Raw genomic sequence first — 17,762 nt, forward strand, 5'->3', positions numbered from 1 at the left:
GTAGGACATAATTTATAAAAACCGTGTTTTCATCCCTCATGGAACTTGCGTTGAATAAGCGTTTTACAGAAAACAAAAACACGGGTTTTAACGATTAAGGACTACTAGGAAACTTAGCGCGTCCTTCAAAAAAATTGGTGTAAGCCTTGTTTAAATTGATTGCTACACACTGCAAAACAGCAGAATAACAATCTTCTTTTAACCAAGGATGCTCTACCTTTAATTGAGGTAAATAAGCTTTGTAAACACTTAGTTTTAAAGATTTTCCGGTTTCTTCGTAGTGCTGAATACAAGCATTTAAGACATAATTGTAAAACCATCTTGCACAACCAAACGACTTAGCTAGAGATATTTCTTGTTCATTTGTTGGGTATAACCTGACCTTTACTACCTTCAACACTTTATTCTCTTTCAAGTCTCCTTAAACCTAGATGACATAACACGTTAGCGGTGGTTGGGCTGCTTCCCCATTCATCATCAGCTAACTTGCTGAGTTTACACTTTCTGCCGCTTCCAACTGTAAGTTCTGCCCTAATTTTGGTTCAGTGCCTGCAACTATACGCCCAATATTACTACTGTGTCGCAAAATGACGTATAAACCAGCAACAGCACCGAAGAGGATGTAAGGTAAAGGTTGATGTAAAAGTACCATAAAAAGAGAAACGCCAACAGCTCCAGCAATCGAACTCAAAGAGACGATCCGCGATATCGCCACGACAAAAGCAAACACACCAAACGTAGCTAAACCAACCTGCCAATTCATCGCCAGTAAAATACCTAAACCAGTAGCAACAGATTTACCACCAGCAAAACCCAGAAAAATCGATTTACTATGTCCAAGTATGGCAGCCAATCCAGATAAAACGACCATCCAAGGTTGCCACAATTGGGGATTAACTTCTGGAGGCATAAGATTTTGATTGGGAGCAAAGTTGAACAACCAGTAAACCAGCGCGATCGCCAACACTCCCTTCAAGCAATCTATCACTAAAACAAAAGCCCCTGGTCCTTTTCCCAGAGTTCTCAGCACATTAGTTGCACCAGTTGAACCGGAACCAACTTCCCTCAAATCAATACCTTTCAATCGTTTAGCTACTGTATATCCAGTGGGTGTAGAACCCACCAGATAAGCTAACACCAAAATTGCTCCGCACAAACTTAACCAAATAGTCATATCTAAGAGTTATGAGTTATGAGTTTTTTATCCTTTGTTACTAGTGACTAATGACCAATGACTAATTAATAGTCATCATCATAATTTCTCATCATTTTGGGGTCAGGAGCAAAGGCTAACCACAAAGGAAACTGCAAGAGTCCCAAACTAATTTGCTCTTCAGAATCATCAATCAAAATCAAAGGTAGTTGATTGGCTTTTACGAGTCGATCTGCTTTTTGTGCTAAAGCTTCTGGAGTTTCAAATAATACCATACCCTTGTCTGGTCCAAAATCTGGACGACCAATTCCTAAACAGTCCTGTAAACCTCGTCGCCATTCACCCAAGCGCTCTGGTGTATTTGCTAATACCAAAGTGCGGAGGCGATCGCTATACAATTGGTGTAATATCGAAATCACTGCTGAGGCAATAAGAATATTCTGCAACCGACTGCCCGTCGTCCGCAAAGCACCTCGTCCTCCTTGGCTAAAAAACCAGTTAGAAACTCGGTCTGCATGCACTGGTTCAAAGGTGCGGCGCAGTTGCCAGGGTGGACCATAGTAATCTGGTTTCGTGCGATACTGGTCAATTAAACGGCGCACCTGTTTTGTCGTGTCTTGAAACTGCTGTTGAGCAAATTCTGGGGTTGCGCTTTGCGCTTGGGCTTGCTTAACCTCTTTTACTTCTAGCTTTTCTGGTTCTGGTTTCGGTTTTGGCACGAGTTGCAACTGTTCTGCTGCTGCTGCCAAATCTTGTAAACTACCTGTGAGGTAGTCTTTAAAACCTTGTACCCGAATCGCTAAATCTTGAGAAGTACCTGCAAAAGTGGTTCGCATCTCATTGCGAATCCGTTCTTGACGTCGTTCCAACTGTTCTACAGAAATTTGCAGGGTTGCTTTACGTTGTTCCAGCCCAGAAAGCGCCTCTTGCACCAGTTGCGTCATCGTCATTTGAGTTTCGCCCAACTGGCTGTAAAGAGTTTTGTAAGAGGCTTGCAGGTTTGCTATTTCTTCTTTGAGCGCTTCTTTTTGGTTTTGCAACAGTGTAACTTGTTGTGCGAGTTCCTCTTGTTGACGATAATTTTGTGATTCTGATTCTACTTGTGATCCCAGCGCGGTAATTTCCTCTTCTAAAAGCGTCACAACCTCGACAGTTGACTCTGGTGTTAACTCATCTATAATATTTTGTTCTGCTGGTGGTGGATCTGAATCAGACACAGCAGAAAACGACGACGTCGGTGGCAGATTTTGTGTGTCAACTTTGGAGTTTTGCGCTACTTTTTCCACCACTGACTCAACTTTAGAGTTTTCTGGTTGTTTAACTTTGGGTTGTTCTTTGTGCTTCAACGACTCATCAGTTGGTTGTGGTGTTTGAAATTCCTCTGGGTTCATAAACAACAGTGTCATTCCTATGACGCGAATAAATAGCTTTCAGCAATATATAATTTACTTGCTATCAAAGTCTTAAGTCCAAAATAGTTCTGAGCAATGAGTGCTCTGTTCTGAGTAAGTTTAAAATGACTCTTTGAACTAAATGCGCGGACAGCGTTCTTCTAAGCAAGTTTTGAGAGTATTAGGATCAAATAAAATCGGCAGAAAGTGAATACTTTTAACTTCTTTAAAGTAAAACAGAATAGGAACCCGATTCCAGAATATGCGCCAGTTTTGCCATTCCCGGTAGGGAAAGCGCCGAATTAATTTTTCACCTCTGTAAATATCCAAATCGGTAGGAGTAAACAACAGACGCAGTGTGACAGCTTGAAACATGAGAAACAAGCCAAAAAGACCCATCAAGCCTGCCAGCCAAGGTTGTACAATCAGCACTGGGATTGCTGCAACCACTAACACCAAGGGTATATTGTAACTAGGCTTAAGCTCGACGGTGGTAGATGCCGGGTTAGACGTATATGAAGTCGTCACAGTCAAAACTCCTGCTTGGTGTGAGTAAACATTATTTCTATTCTAGGAGCTAGTGTATAGACTAGGGACTAAGAACTGTCAAGAATTAGGGGTATAAGGGGGTAGGAGTGTAAGGGTGTAAGGGATAAGTATATGGCTTACCGTTTCTGTTTAACCTTCACATTGGCTGGTTCATTTTCTAGGGCGCCACCTTTGCACAGGGTACTTCCCGCTGCCTTGACAATGCGTCGGCTTGTATCTTAATTCTATCGGGGCTAGATTCTTCACCTACACCCTTATACCCCTAAACCCCTACACCCCTAAACCCCTACAACCCTTGCAATGATGCACTGCCACTTCCTTGGAACATAATCCAAGAAAGAAAGAAATTGCTAATAAATATAATTAATAAAGCAGTGACAACAGCAGTTGTGGTAGATTGTCCGACTCCTTTTGCTCCTCCCGTTGTCGTTAAACCCCAACTGCATCCTATGACGGCTATTAAAATTCCAAAGCAACACGCCTTAATCATGGCGCTCACAATGTCCCAAATGCCAATAAAGCTGCGGGCTGAGTCTATAAACACATTTTCCGACAAGTTATATATATTTATTGCAATAATTAATCCCCCGAGCATACCTGTTACCAGAGATAAGAGCGTTAAGATTGGTAACATTAAGCAGCAAGCAAGTACACGAGGGATTACCAAGTAATCAATTGGATCAGTTTTTAACATCAAAAGGGCATCAATTTGTTCAGTAACTCGCATTGTGGCGATTTCTGCTGCAAACGCTGAACCAACTCGTCCTGCTAAAACCACCGCTGTCAAAACAGGCGAGAGTTCGCGTGTTAGCGCTACCGCCAGTACTCCGCCAACGGAGTTTCCTGCACCAAAGTTAATAAACTCTCGCGCCACCTGAATAGTAAACACTGCGCCAACAAAAACAGCCGTTACTAGGGCAATAAACAGCGAGTCTGGACCGACTGCAGCCATTTGCTCTAGCGTATTGCGCCGATTGATTCTCCCCCGTAGCAGGTGAACTATGACTTGTCCACCCAACAAGATTGCTGCCAGCAATCGCTGAGTCCATACTCCTAAACCAGATTTGGATGTCGTTTCACTCAATGTTGAAGCTCAACTCTGTAACTGCCGCCATCATAGCGAATTCCAAAGCTAGTTATTAGACTTGTTGCAGAAGTAGGGAACGCTTAACAAGGAACAGGGAATAGGGAACAGGATCTCGTAAAATCTCACTTTTGCAAGAGGTTATGAGTCATAAGTGAGACCAGTGCTGCGGGAGGGTTTCCCTCCGCAGGCATCTGGCGAACCCGAAGGGTCATTAGTCATAAATTATTGAGATCCCTCACTGCCTCACTCCTCTACTTTCGTGAAAGATTAACTTAGTTTAAAGCAAATCTCAGAAATTTAAGCTTTAGCAAGCGGCCTTATCACTAGAGCAAAAGCTGCAACGATATGGTTAGAGCTTGATTTTTCAGGGTTTGGGTTGTGTCAAACCCTGTTTGCATTTAGCAACATATCCTGGGGAGATTGTGTATATACTTTAATAAAAACTTAAGATTTTTGAACAATCGTCTGAGGCAGGGCGATCGCGCTTATTGTAGAAGGTGACAACTGACCAGACTAAACTTGTCTGGCTTGTGAACTTAAGGAGCTTATCCCTATGACTATTATGATGAACTTTCTGCGATCACTGGTGTTATCGATTATTTTTAGCTTCGTCACTCCCATGTTATTGTTTGGTGGCGTATTATTTGCCTTATGCCTGGCTGGCTATATTCCTGGCTTACAAGAAGTTACAGAAGTTGTTTCTAGTCTTATTAGGGAGTTTCTCTCCGTATTTGGCAGTGGTACTCCTGTTGGAGGATTATTTGTTATCTGTTCAACTTGCAGCTTTGTAGGAGCGCTGTTTGATACTTATGCTTATTATAGGTATCAGATGTTACGATAGTTCCCTTCTGTATTACTTATTTCGATATTTGTATTTTGTTTTGTGTCTTGATGGATTAAGAACTAGACTTCTTAACAATTAAAAGGCTGGTAGTGCTGCGTTACTTGCAATTGGCATCAATCAACTACGATTTGTATTGAATGCTGCTACAGTGATGCATATACTAGTACGCTATATAATACACTTTTTCATTGTTAGGGCTTCCAGATCCTGGAGGTTAAGATTGGATTGCGGTATGCTCCAGGCAACCGACAAAATATTAAGCGACTTAGCCTTTGTAGGGTGGGCTGTACTAACTTAATATTTTCTAAGTATATATTCTTAAGGATTATCTTGAAGAATAATAAACTTTTGTTGTCTTTATAGTGTTTGAAATATATTTTATATTTTTTTCTTTACTTTCAGTATCATAGCAGGTCAATATCTACATACATTATTAAATTTTTATTAAATTTTAACTAATCACAAGACTTGCTCGTTTTTCTTAACATAGGGAAAGCAAGTGGTTTGAGCGCTTAACGTTTTATGATTAAGTTTGTTAGGAGGTTTTTTTACTGCTCATGGTTTGGCCTTTTAAGCCCAATTTTCGTAAACAAATTGCTCGTATTGAAATGACGGGTGTCATTGCTGGCGCGACTCGCAAGCGAGTACTAGAAGCCCTAAAAACTTTAGAAGAAAGAAAATTTCCGGCGTTACTGCTACGGATAGACAGTCCTGGTGGGACAGTAGGAGATTCTCAAGAAATCTACAGTGCTTTGAAGCGGTTGCGCGAGAAAGTAAAAATAGTTGCTAGTTTTGGTAACATTTCTGCTTCTGGTGGAGTCTACGTAGGCATGGGAGCGCAACATGTCATGGCTAACCCTGGTACGATTACAGGTAGTATTGGTGTGATTTTGCGTGGTAATAACTTGGAACGTCTGTTGCAAAAAGTAGGTGTTTCCTTTAAAGTTATAAAGTCTGGTCCTTACAAAGACATTTTGGCGTTTGATCGGGAACTGACAGAACCGGAACAAAGCATTTTGCAAGAATTAATTGATACAAGTTACCAGCAGTTTGTTCAGACAGTAGCTGACGCACGTTCCCTGGCGGTAGAAACTGTGAGAAGTTTCGCAGATGGTCGAATTTTCACTGGACAGCAAGCCTTAGAGTTAGGTATTGTAGATCGTTTGGGAACTGAGGAAGATGCTCGGCGTTGGGCTGCACAACTGGCTGGTCTTGACCCGGAAAAAGCCCCGGTTTACACCTTTGAAGAACCCAAACCTTTGTTGAGCCGCATTTTGCCAGGAAGCCGTCAAGCTTCTTCAGGACTTGGGGCTAGTCTGGGCTGGGTCGAATTCGAAGTGTCTACCAGTGGTTTACCCCTATGGTTGTATAGACCATAAATTGTGATTTGTTTTTGTCATTGGTCGTTTGACTAATGACCTTTTATAAAAAGGAGGATTTTTGAGTGGAGTGGCGAATGCGGGCTATTCGCGGAGCAACAACTGTCCCAGAAAATACGGTTGAAGCAATGCGAGAAGCTGTAATTGAATTACTAGATGAACTAGAAAAACGAAATCAATTGCATCCAACAGATATTATTAGTGTGACTTTCTCCGTAACACACGATTTAAATGCTACTTTTCCTGCAGCAATTGCACGTTCACGCCCTTACTGGGACAGTGTACCTATGTTAGATGTACAGGAAATGCAAGTTGATGGCAGCTTAAAACGTTGCATCCGGTTTTTAGTTCACACCTATCTGCCAATCTCCACCCCAATCCACCATACTTATTTGCGTCAGGCAGCAGAGTTGCGTCCTGATTGGAATGTACCCCAGCTTTTGTAAGGTAAAATTTCACAGTTTCTAGCATTTATAACATAAACTAAATTCAAAAACCTCACCCCCGTGCAGGGGGTGAGGTAAGGTGATATATATGAATGCAACACGCGTATAATTTTGATCAAAAAAGATTTTTTAAGTAAAATGAGTTAATGCAACCGTCAGGTATGTCGTAACATGTTAACCAAGTTACAAGGGGAGCGTTACCAGGTTGTTCAAGTTTTAGGTAAAAGTCTATTCGGTCAAACCTACTTGGTTCAAGATACCCACCTCCCGGATTATCCCACCTGTGTCGTCAAACATTTCTTACCTAGTAGTAACTTTCCAATATCAGTAGAAATACGCAGAAAACTTTTTAACCGAGAAGTAGAAGCCCTAAAAAAACTGGACAACTATGACTTGGTTCCTCATCTTTTAGCTCATTTTGAAGACAATCTTGAGTTCTACTTGGTCCAACAGTTCATTGAAGGGCATGCCCTCAGTGTAGAATTGCCACCTGGTGATCGCTGGTCCCAAAGCAAGGTTTTTCAACTACTGTGCGAGGTATTGAGTATCCTGAATTTTGTCCACAGTTGCGGACTGATCCACAGAGATGTCAAGCCCAGTAATATTCTTAGACGAAAGGAAGACAATCGGTTAGTCTTGATTGATTTTGGTGCTGTCAAGCCAATTTGGAATCAATTGATTATAAATCAAGGAAAAACTTCAAACTTCATTCCCCTTGAATATACAACGATTGCGATCGGTACACCGGGCTATATGCCCCATGAGCAACAACGAGGCAAACCACGTCCTAGTAGTGATATCTATGCCCTAGGTATGATTGCAATTCAAGCACTAACAGGAGTCCATCCGACACAATTACCTGAAGACCGTAATACAGGTGAGATTCTTTGGCAAGAGTTAGCTCAAGTTAATGAAAAGCTCGCTTTAATACTCAATAAGATGGTATGTCACCACTTTAAAGACCGATATCACTCGGCAAAAGAAGCATTAGAAGTGCTTGCGCCACTGACTCATCTTTACACATCAACACAACAGTGGGTTCCTACTGTTCTGCCACAAAATGTTACATTTGAGCACCAAAATTTTTTTCCTAAGCAGAATGTTAACCAAGTTTTTGAGAACAACCTATCAGTACCACTTTTAAACAACCAAACAAACAATATTTCAGAACAAGAGATGGTGGAGTTACTAACCAAACTCTATACACCAACGCAGGAGTCTGCCCCTACTCCACCATCAGAAAAGGATCAGACTATTTCTCCTGAAAAACTGACTTTACTGACTGGCTTAATCTTGGGCGTGGTATCTGGTTTGATTTTCATGGTTTTCAGCTACTGGTCTGTGCAAATGATTGCTCCTATTCCTAAAATTCAAAATTCACCTGAAGCATCAAAGGTCTTGCGGTGAGGTACCACAATTTGCCTATGCCTGACAGCAAGTAGCGCGTTAGCGAATCATCTTCTACGAAGATACAGCTGATAGCGTTTGCGATTTTTTGCTGTTTTCTCTGTATGCAAGCATCTTTTCAAGAAACACAGGGGTGTAGGGGAGCCAGTACTGATAGCGTAGCGTGGCACTTTGTGCCATAGGAGGGTTTCCCTCCGTAGGTATCTGGCGTGTGTAAGGGTGTGGGGGTGTAAGGGTGTAAGGGTGTAAGGGGAAACAGGTGTTTCTTTCATCCATAACGGGTGGCGAATAGTGCCAGTCGGACACTACTAACAAAGCTGTGGAAGTCTCAAGACCCTACCTGTAAAACTTGCACTTGTTCTCCAACTGCAATAAGTGTTGTACCCACTGGTAGAACCGCTAAGCCATTGGTTTGAGCTAAATTAATTAAGTTTCCAGAATTTTGAAGACCACCAGCTGGCTGAAATTCGTAAACTCCATTTTTGACGTACAACTGACCCCAAACATAAGTTTCGCGCTTACCACCAGAACATAACTCCTGACGCGCCAGCGCTTTGATATACACTGGTTCCCAACCTTGAGCAAGTCCTGAAAGTTTTTTGATAGCTGGTTGTACAAATCGCCAAAAAGTCACCAAAGCAGCAACGGGGTTTCCTGGTAAACCAAAGTACACAATTGGACGTACATCGTTTTCAAATGTCGCAACTGTCAGGGGTTTACCAGGTTTAGTGGCAATAGCACGAACGTGGATTTTACCTCCCAGTGACTCTAGAATTTGCTCAACATAATCATAATCTCCCACGGAGACACCTCCCGAAGAGATAACGACATCAGCATGAGCAATAGCGTAAGCAATAGCTTCTTTGAGTGCTTCTGGTTTATCCTTAATAATTCCTAATATTATGGGTTCAGCACCACTGTGTCGAATTAAAGTTGCCAGGGCATACCGATTTGAATCTACAATTTGACCCGGTTGCAACGGCCTGTCAGGGGTAACCAGTTCATCTCCTGTAGAGAAAATAGCAACACGGGGACGGCGAAAAACCTTCAGTTGGGTACATTGAAATGCAGCTAATACAGCAATTTCTGAAGCCTTCAACAGAATACCTGCTGGTAGTAATTGCGTCCCTGCTCGGTAGTACATTCCCCGTTTTCTCACAAATTCCTGCAGCTTTGGGGGTGTAAGGATAATCACACGGTTTTCTTCCCGACGTGTTCTTTCTTGCATCACAACTGTATCAGCACCCGCAGGCATAACTGCACCTGTAAAAATTCGCGCTGCTTGCCCTGATTGAATCGTAGATTCCGGTTGAACCCCAGCAGGTATTTCTTCAACAATCTCTAAGACTGCTGGCTTTTGCTCACTACAGTTGTGCACATCTTCATATCGCACTGCATAGCCATCCATTGCTGAGTTGTCCCAGTGGGGAAAATCCAGTTGACTAGTCACCTCTGATGCTAAAATGCGATCTGCGCTCCGCAGCGCAGCGAAGCTATCGCTCCAAGGGGGCGGCTCCAAAGGAGCATCACCTGGTGATAACAAATCAACCAATTCTATATCCTGTTGAGTACTCAGGGGTTGTACTAAATTGAAAATAATGTTTTCTGCATCGCTTACTGATAGCATAATATCGTCCTCGTAATAACCTAACCAAGAAACTTCCCAAACACAAAACTAAAACAATCAAAATACTAAGAGCGTCTGGACTCGTCACCTTAAGACGACATGAGTTACATTGTGAAAAGGTCAATGTAAATGCAGCAAATAGTTTACTAATTGCTGATCACTTGCCGGATTAGTTATAGTCTCAAAATTTTCGTTCACTGATTATTATTTTATACCCCGGCTGTTGAGGAGCCATATTTAAATAAAGTTTCAATAAAGATTGTATAAAGCAATGCCATTATTACCGATAACCCCTTAGCAACAGTGACTACTGACACAGCACAATTCATACATCTAGTTCAACATCATAATAACGTCATCATTATGTTTCGCTGTGAAGAACTATCCCAAGTTCACATCACAGCGATAAAATAACTTAATTTTATGAATAAGGCATCAATTAGCATTCTTTTAGTAGAAGATAATCCCAGCGATGCCAACTTGTTGCAGCAAACACTTTGGCATTTAGGCAAGGAAAAATGGCATGTGGTACATTTGGAGCGTTTAAGTGATGCGCTCAATGCCTGTAGTAAAAACGTTTTTGATATAGTTTTGTTGGATCTTTCTCTACCGGATTCTCAAGGATTGAAGACTTTAGCAAAGTTTTCTGCTGTAGCACCAAACATCCCAACAGTGGCGCTAACGGGGTTTGACGATGAAGACATTGCTTTACAAGCAGTGGCTAATAGTGTACAAGATTATCTGGTGAAAGGACAAATTACGCCAAAGTTACTAGAACATGTTATTCGATATGCTATCGAGCGGCGACAAATTCTGAATCAATTACGAGAATGTCAGCATCGCTTGCGGGGAGTTTTTGAACAAACATCTCAATCGATAGTGCTACTTACTTGTAAGGGGATGATTGTGGAAATGAACCAATCTGCCCTGAATTTGTGGCGTACTCAACAAGATTGTGTTGGCAAACCGTTGTGGGGTCTTGAAAGCTGGAATTTATCTTCTGTAAATCCAGGGTGGTTAAAAAGTATCATTGCCAAAGCTGCTGATGGTGAGTTTCTCCGCCATGAATTGCAATTACGCAGCGCAAACGATTTGATGCAGTGGATTGACTTTTCCGTCAGACCGTTAAAAGATGAAACTGGAAAAGTGGTGCTACTGATTGTCGAAGCTTGTGATGTTAGCGAGCAAAAATGCGCTGAAGCAGAAATGATCAAAGCATGGCAACAGGAACGGGAACTCAACGAAATGAAATCTAGCTTTGTTTCTATGGTCTCCCATGAGTTTCGCAATCCAATGTCCGTGATTCGCACAGCAGTAGAACTACTCGAATCATATAACCATCAGTTGTCTGACCCGCAAAGGAGTAAATACTTTGGCAAAATTCAAACTGCTATACGTCAGATGCAGCAATTATTAGATGAAGTCTTATTTTGGGGCAGAAGTGATGCAGGCAAACTACAATATGAACCTACACTCCTAGATTTAGAACATTTCTGTAGCGAACTGACACAAACTTTACAATTAAGTGCTAGTGGAAAACACCAGATTATTTTTAGGTTTCAGGGAAAACGTACTCCAGTTCTGTTGGACGAAAATCTGTTACGTTACATTTTGACCAATTTACTTTCCAATGCTATCAAGTATTCTCCTCAAGGTGGCGTCATTCGATTTGATGTCATTTCTCAAGATGATACCGTCACGTTCCAAATCCAAGATTCCGGTATTGGTATCCCCATCAAAGACCAACAACTTTTGTTTGAAACTTTCCATCGTGCCAGCAATGTCGGTAGTATTCCAGGAACGGGACTGGGGCTATCGATAGTCAAAAAGTGTGTCGAACTGCATCAAGGTCAGATCTACTTAGAAAGCCAAGTGGGAGTAGGGACAACATTTACAGTCAAGCTTTCATTGAATCATCAAAGTTTGCAGTCCTTAGAACTTATTGAAAGTGGTTCAGATTTACAAAGTTTGAAGCACAAATCTCATCGGCTCTCTGCGGGAAAGAATGCGTAAGTAACTTTAACATTAAACTAGAGGGAAAAAAAACCAACCTCCAAACTTCCTCTAAATACGCATCTAAAATATGTCTATTGAACAAGTTCCTCCCAAACACTATCCTAAGGTTGATTTTGGGCGAAGAGGAATGGCATCAGGCATTGATTTCCTTTGTGTCTGGATAGTGAGTTCCTTATTGGGAAGTTCTCAACTCGGTGTGCAAATTGTTCAAATACTAGTTTTTGCTATTGCTTGGGTAATTTTGCGGGTTATTGTACCTTACAACAATCAAGGGCAAAGTTTAGGGCACTATGCTTTTGATCTCAAGGTGTTAGAAATCGAACGAGGTAGAGTTCCTGATTTACAATCTCTTTTGAAGCGAGAAGGAATAATCGGGCTTGGCACACTTCTGGTTTCGATCGCACTGAGTAACATCATACGTAATCCCACTGCTATACTGCTATTTATTCCATTGGCAATAGACTGTGGTGCAGCTTTTTCTGATACCCAACTGCGGCAAGCTTTGCATGACCGCTATGCCAAGACTATGGTCATTTCGTCGCGTCGTGGCTATTCCCTTGACATAAAAATTAAGCGGTTAGTTGAAAAAAGGCGGCGAAATATGAGATAATTGCTATTTGTGTTAAATCAGGGAATAGGGAACAGGGAACAGGGAATAGGATATAGAGAACAGGGAATAGAAGAAGCGATTTCTTGACCTCCCTGATAACTCATAACTAAATAACTGATAACTGGTAACTGATAACTGAATAACTGCTAATTCTCGTCAGAATCAACATTTTGTAAGATAATGGCCAAGAGCAAAGGTGCCCGCATAATAATCACACTCGAATGTACTGAGTGTCGTACAAATTCAGACAAGCGTTCTCCTGGAGTTTCGCGTTATACAACGACTAAAAATCGTCGAAACACCACCAATCGATTAGAACTGAAAAAGTTCTGCCCGAACTGCAACAGACATACCGTTCACAAGGAAATTAAGTAACAATGAGCTATTACCGTCGTCGTCTATCCCCGATCAAGCCGGGAGAACCAATTGATTACAAAGATGTTGATTTGCTGCGTAAGTTTATCACTGAGCGAGGTAAAATATTACCTCGACGGATTACAGGACTAACATCTCAGCAACAGCGAGAGTTGACATTATCAATAAAACGTGCTCGTATTATGGCATTGTTGCCGTTTATCAATGCTGAAGGTTAATAATAGTTAAGAGTGATGAGTTAAGAGTAATAAGTAATTGACTCCTAACTCCTAACTCATAACTGAAATATCAAAAAAAATTGTAAATACTAATCATTGCGAGGCTTGTGGAGAAGGGGACGCTAGTTGAATTTCGACTTGGTAGCGATCGCCGTTTGGGTGTAGTAGACCGTCCAGACGGCAAAAGTCGTTTATTTGTGGTAGATGAACGTGGTCAATCCCACAGTCTCGCACCTCGGCAAATCACTTACGTAGTGACTGGGGAAACCTACAAAAGCTCGCAAATTCCCCGATTCTTGGAGGAAGTTAAGCCTTATTTAGAACCCTCCAGTTTAGAAGTCGCTTGGGAATTACTCGTAGAAGGCGGGGAAGCAGTGACGCCTTGTGAGATGGCAAATCTACTGTTTTCAGTTTCCTTAGCACCTCATTGTTACGCTGCGTACCTTTTATTATCAGATGATAAAATTTACTTCAAACAGAAGGGAGACGCTTACGAACCGCGAAGTGCGGCTCAAGTGGCAGAACGGAAACACCAACTAGAAATAGAGGCACTAAAAGCTAAAGGACAGCAAGAATTCCTGGCTAGAGTAGAACAGGCGCTCAAGGGTGAACCAGTTGAGTGGCAACGCTATGATCGCCACCGCCTAGAAGCCCTAGAAAAATATGCAGCGTTAGTTGCCGATATTGTACGTGTAGGATTAAACTATGACTCCCTAGCTCGTGCTTATCCTCCCCCAGCATTGGTCTTGGAAACGATGAATATGCTGGGACGTCCCGCAACTCCCCAAGGAGCATTTCAACTGTTAGTGGATTTGGGTTGCTGGAGTCCCTATGAAAACTTATTTTTACGTCGTTCGTCAATTCCGGTACAGTTCGCTAGCAAGGTATTAGAAGTGTCGCAACAGCGATTGGAATCACATCCACCAGACAGAGATATTAACCGCCTGGATTTGACTCATCTTAAGGTGTACACAATTGATGATGAAAGTACAACCGAGATAGATGATGGTCTAAGTTGGGAACTGCTTGGCGATGGCAGAGAGCGGTTGTGGGTGCATATTGCTGATCCGACGCGCTGGTTGATACCAGAAGATGAGTTAGATTTAGACGCAAGAAAGCGAGGGAGTACGGTATATTTGCCGACAGGCATGGTTCCTATGTTCCCTGAAATTCTGGCAACAGGACCGATGAGCTTGGTGCAGGGAAAAATCTGTTATGCCTTAAGTTTTGGAATTATTTTAGATGACAGCGGAGCAGTAGAAGATTACAGCATCCATGCAAGTTTCATTAAACCAACATATCGCCTGACCTACGAAGATGTTGACGAAGTGTTGGATTTGGGTGTGCAGGCAGAATCAGAAATTGCGGCGATCGCCAATTGGGCACGACGACGTAAAGCTTGGCGATATGCTCAAGGAGCAATCAGCATCAACATGCCCGAGGCAATGATTAAAGTTAAAGGCGACAGTATCAGCATCGATATATTGCAAGACTCCACATCACGGCAATTGGTAGCCGAGATGATGATTGTTGCTGGCGAAGTTGCTGCTCGCTACGGTCAAAAGTATAACATTCCGTTGCCCTTTCGCGGTCAACCACAGCCGGAGTTACCTCCCGAGCAAGAATTGTTACAGATGCCAGCAGGATTTGTCCGGGCTTGCGCAATGCGTCGTTGTATGCCTAAGAGCGAAATGAGCATTACCCCCGTGCGTCATTCCGGTTTAGGTTTAGACACTTACACCCAAGCCACTTCTCCCATCCGTCGCTATAGTGATTTACTGACTCACTTTCAACTTAAAGCACACCTACGTGGTGAAGTGTTGCCCTTTTCAGCGGAACAATTGAAACAAGTCATGATGACCGTATCTTCAATCACCCAAGAGGTGACAATGGTAGAACGGCAAACCAATAGATATTGGGCTCTAGAGTATCTGCGCCGTCAGCCTGATGAAATTTGGGAAGCAACAGTGCTGATGTGGTTGAGAGAAGATAGTGGTTTAGCGCTGATTTTATTAGAAGATTTAGGCTTGCAGTTGCCAATGTTATTTAAACGTTCTGTGAAGTTAGGCGAACAGATGTTAGTGAAAGTCCTTCATGCTGATCCTCTTAGAGACGTGATTCAGTTTCAGGAAATTATTTATCAAGAAGCCCAACCTACGGCAAATTCAATGTAATTTCATGCTGTGCGTCTGCTGTTTTGGTAAAGTTGACCGCATCGGTAACCTCGTGATGACTGATTTTCTTAGCCGAATGCGCGGATGGGTAGGTGTACAAAAAAGGGTTAAGAAAAAAATGACTGGATTGCTTACAGCACACGGATTTCAGGGAATATTCGATGATAAACCATCCGCGCTCCTTAGCCAGACAGGATTTCAGCTATTTGTAGTCAATCAATTTACTTTTTTTTCTGCTATCATTAGTTCATCCGCGATTTAGAACCTTGAAAACTTTATATGGTACACTCTTGTGAGTGCCGCAGTTGAAATTTCTCTTTCTCCCTATTAGGGATTGAAACTGATAGTTTTGCTTAAGACGGACCAACCCGCGACCAAAGTTGAAATTTCTCTTTCTCCCTATTAGGGATTGAAACGAGGTCATGCGACCCCAACCCTTATTTATTGTATGTTGAAATTTCTCTTTCTCCCTATTAGGGATTGAAACTTTCTTGTTGCGGTACTTGGGGTGCGGGTTTGTTGAAGTTGAAATTTCTCTTTCTCCCTATTAGGGATTGAAACAGCTGAAGCTTTCCGCAGGCGATCGCCGAATTCCCCGTTGAAATTTCTCTTTCTCCCTATTAGGGATTGAAACAAAATACCTCTTTTGAACTCGACTACCATTGTTTGTTGAAATTTCTCTTTCTCCCTATTAGGGATTGAAACTTGTCACCAGGTTGGTTTAAGGATGGTCAACCAATTGAGTGCGTTGAAATTTCTCTTTCTCCCTATTAGGGATTGAAACGAAATATAAGGTTTCGCCGGATTCAGTCTGAGCAGTTGAAATTTCTCTTTCTCCCTATTAGGGATTGAAACTTGAGGTTAATTCTGAAGAAGTCCTTGGCTGGATGTTGAAATTTCTCTTTCTCCCTATTAGGGATTGAAACATCATCAGTATTGGCTTTGGTCAATTCAATCAGTAGTTGAAATTTCTCTTTCTCCCTATTAGGGATTGAAACTTTTCAAAAGGTATCCTCGACTTATTTTTCTCCTGTTGAAATTTCTCTTTCTCCCTATTAGGGATTGAAACAAGTTGCAATATTGCGGTGTATGACCCTAACCTGGTTGAAATTTCTCTTTCTCCCTATTAGGGATTGAAACAATTGCTTTTAGCAATCCCTTGCTGAAGTGACTGTCATAAGTTGAAATTTCTCTTTCTCCCTATTAGGGATTGAAACTTTACTGATAGTCGTATAACGCTTGAAGGAGGTGTTGAAATTTCTCTTTCTCCCTATTAGGGATTGAAACTATCAAGTAATTCAAGCGCAGTAATAACACCTTCGGTTGAAATTTCTCTTTCTCCCTATTAGGGATTGAAACTTGTGGGATGAATTCAGGGGTGTATTCCTGACCGTTGAAATTTCTCTTTCTCCCTATTAGGGATTGAAACTGAATAAACTTAGCAAACTCAATTCCACTAGTCATGTTGAAATTTCTCTTTCTCCCTATTAGGGATTGAAACAATGTAGTGATAAACGGCGGTGACATGTTCTCAGGTTGAAATTTCTCTTTCTCCCTATTAGGGATTGAAACTGGTAGCCGGATGCACTGGCGATCACAGCCAGCTTTGTTGAAATTTCTCTTTCTCCCTATTAGGGATTGAAACGCGGCGATCGTATTCGGTTCCATCCAAACTTTACGTTGAAATTTCTCTTTCTCCCTATTAGGGATTGAAACGTTCTATTTATGATTTTGACGACATAAAAAAGTTGAAATTTCTCTTTCTCCCTATTAGGGATTGAAACATCTGGCTTGCTCGTACATTGGCGACCGACCCGCTGTTGAAATTTCTCTTTCTCCCTATTAGGGATTGAAACTGGTCGGAAGGATACGGGAAAGGGAACGCTACTTTTGTTGAAATTTCTCTTTCTCCCTATTAGGGATTGAAACACGAATGATTGCTGCTTCAGAATCAAGCAAAGAAATGTTGAAATTTCTCTTTCTCCCTATTAGGGATTGAAACAGGTCTGTCAACTATTACAACGCGCACCGTGAAGTTGAAATTTCTCTTTCTCCCTATTAGGGATTGAAACGGCAGATATAGGGTTTTTATTGGAAGACAGTATTAGTTGAAATTTCTCTTTCTCCCTATTAGGGATTGAAACAGGTTGAAAAAGCTTGAGCAGGAACAGAGAGAGTTGAAATTTCTCTTTCTCCCTATTAGGGATTGAAACATCATGGTTACATTTACTGTCTCACCTGGTTTTAGGTTGAAATTTCTCTTTCTCCCTATTAGGGATTGAAACCTTTTTCCTGTCCTTTCTGATTTAATGTCTTGTGGGGCGTTGAAATTTCTCTTTCTCCCTATTAGGGATTGAAACGAGTTTTCCCCCAGCAGTACCTTGACCGTAACTCCGTTGAAATTTCTCTTTCTCCCTATTAGGGATTGAAACTGGTTAGAGTCGATGGCGGGTATTATCCCGCGCACCTCTCTGTTAGATCCGAGC

15 protein-coding genes and 1 CRISPR repeat array are annotated in these 17,762 nt (G+C 41.8%); of the genes, 9 read left to right on the top strand and 6 right to left on the bottom strand.

Annotated features, from left to right (window positions below; all coding sequences use genetic code 11):
* Positions 1-94 precede the first annotated feature (94 nt).
* The 5 genes from AC5JM2_RS34595 to AC5JM2_RS34615 all read right to left on the bottom strand — a co-directional run bounded on the left by AC5JM2_RS34595 (position 95) and on the right by AC5JM2_RS34615 (position 4,177).
* Entirely contained in the window at positions 95-415 is a 321-nt protein-coding gene (locus tag AC5JM2_RS34595) for a helix-turn-helix domain-containing protein (RefSeq protein WP_495840532.1), read from the bottom strand.
* 66 nt (positions 416-481) lie between these two features.
* Positions 482-1,174, bottom strand: coding sequence for a glycerol-3-phosphate 1-O-acyltransferase PlsY (plsY, locus tag AC5JM2_RS34600; protein ID WP_495840533.1), 693 nt, complete (start codon positions 1,172-1,174; stop codon positions 482-484).
* Between the two features lie 65 nt (positions 1,175-1,239).
* Entirely contained in the window at positions 1,240-2,544 is a 1,305-nt protein-coding gene (locus AC5JM2_RS34605; RefSeq protein ID WP_495840564.1) for a DUF3086 domain-containing protein, read from the bottom strand.
* Positions 2,545-2,682: 138 nt separating this feature from the next.
* The gene (locus AC5JM2_RS34610) at positions 2,683-3,072 is read right to left on the bottom strand and encodes a DUF3119 family protein (protein ID WP_495840535.1); all 390 of its coding nucleotides are present in this window, start codon (positions 3,070-3,072) and stop codon (positions 2,683-2,685) included.
* A 307-nt stretch (positions 3,073-3,379) separates the two neighbouring features.
* A complete protein-coding gene (locus tag AC5JM2_RS34615) occupies positions 3,380-4,177 on the bottom strand; it encodes an MlaE family lipid ABC transporter permease subunit (protein WP_495840537.1) in 798 nt (265 codons plus the stop codon).
* 556 nt (positions 4,178-4,733) lie between these two features.
* Here AC5JM2_RS34615 and AC5JM2_RS34620 point away from each other — a divergent pair.
* From AC5JM2_RS34620 to AC5JM2_RS34635, 4 genes are all read left to right on the top strand, one after another.
* Positions 4,734-5,021: a hypothetical protein gene (locus AC5JM2_RS34620; protein WP_495840539.1), complete on the top strand. Its 288-nt coding sequence runs from the start codon at positions 4,734-4,736 to the stop codon at positions 5,019-5,021.
* Positions 5,022-5,581: 560 nt separating this feature from the next.
* Positions 5,582-6,403: a signal peptide peptidase SppA gene (gene sppA, locus AC5JM2_RS34625; protein WP_495840541.1), complete on the top strand. Its 822-nt coding sequence runs from the start codon at positions 5,582-5,584 to the stop codon at positions 6,401-6,403.
* 77 nt (positions 6,404-6,480) lie between these two features.
* Positions 6,481-6,849 (top strand): chorismate mutase, encoded by a 369-nt coding sequence (aroH, locus tag AC5JM2_RS34630; RefSeq protein ID WP_495840566.1) that lies wholly within the window; start codon positions 6,481-6,483, stop codon positions 6,847-6,849.
* 171 nt (positions 6,850-7,020) lie between these two features.
* Complete coding sequence (locus tag AC5JM2_RS34635) at positions 7,021-8,256, top strand: protein kinase domain-containing protein (protein ID WP_495840543.1); 1,236 nt, start codon at positions 7,021-7,023, stop codon at positions 8,254-8,256.
* Between the two features lie 328 nt (positions 8,257-8,584).
* Here the strand turns inward: AC5JM2_RS34635 and AC5JM2_RS34640 are convergent, their stop codons facing one another.
* The gene (locus tag AC5JM2_RS34640) at positions 8,585-9,883 is read right to left on the bottom strand and encodes a molybdopterin molybdotransferase MoeA (RefSeq protein WP_495840545.1); all 1,299 of its coding nucleotides are present in this window, start codon (positions 9,881-9,883) and stop codon (positions 8,585-8,587) included.
* Between the two features lie 423 nt (positions 9,884-10,306).
* On the opposite strand from AC5JM2_RS34640, the gene AC5JM2_RS34645 reads away from it, so the two are divergent.
* The 5 genes from AC5JM2_RS34645 to AC5JM2_RS34665 all read left to right on the top strand — a co-directional run bounded on the left by AC5JM2_RS34645 (position 10,307) and on the right by AC5JM2_RS34665 (position 15,276).
* On the top strand, positions 10,307-11,896 hold the full coding sequence (locus tag AC5JM2_RS34645; protein ID WP_495840547.1) for a PAS domain-containing sensor histidine kinase: 1,590 nt from the start codon (positions 10,307-10,309) through the stop codon (positions 11,894-11,896).
* 70 nt (positions 11,897-11,966) lie between these two features.
* Entirely contained in the window at positions 11,967-12,509 is a 543-nt protein-coding gene (locus tag AC5JM2_RS34650; RefSeq protein WP_495840549.1) for an RDD family protein, read from the top strand.
* Between the two features lie 180 nt (positions 12,510-12,689).
* Entirely contained in the window at positions 12,690-12,884 is a 195-nt protein-coding gene (rpmG, locus tag AC5JM2_RS34655; protein ID WP_169154513.1) for a 50S ribosomal protein L33, read from the top strand.
* Positions 12,885-12,886: 2 nt separating this feature from the next.
* Positions 12,887-13,102, top strand: a complete 216-nt coding sequence (rpsR, locus tag AC5JM2_RS34660; RefSeq protein WP_048869186.1) for a 30S ribosomal protein S18 — start codon at positions 12,887-12,889, stop codon at positions 13,100-13,102.
* A 107-nt stretch (positions 13,103-13,209) separates the two neighbouring features.
* A complete protein-coding gene (locus tag AC5JM2_RS34665) occupies positions 13,210-15,276 on the top strand; it encodes a ribonuclease catalytic domain-containing protein (RefSeq protein ID WP_495840552.1) in 2,067 nt (688 codons plus the stop codon).
* Positions 15,277-15,580: 304 nt separating this feature from the next.
* Positions 15,581-17,708: direct repeats of the CRISPR family, unit length 37 nt; unit sequence GTTGAAATTTCTCTTTCTCCCTATTAGGGATTGAAAC.
* Positions 17,709-17,762 lie beyond the last annotated feature (54 nt).

This window comes from Brasilonema angustatum (assembly GCF_059505445.1).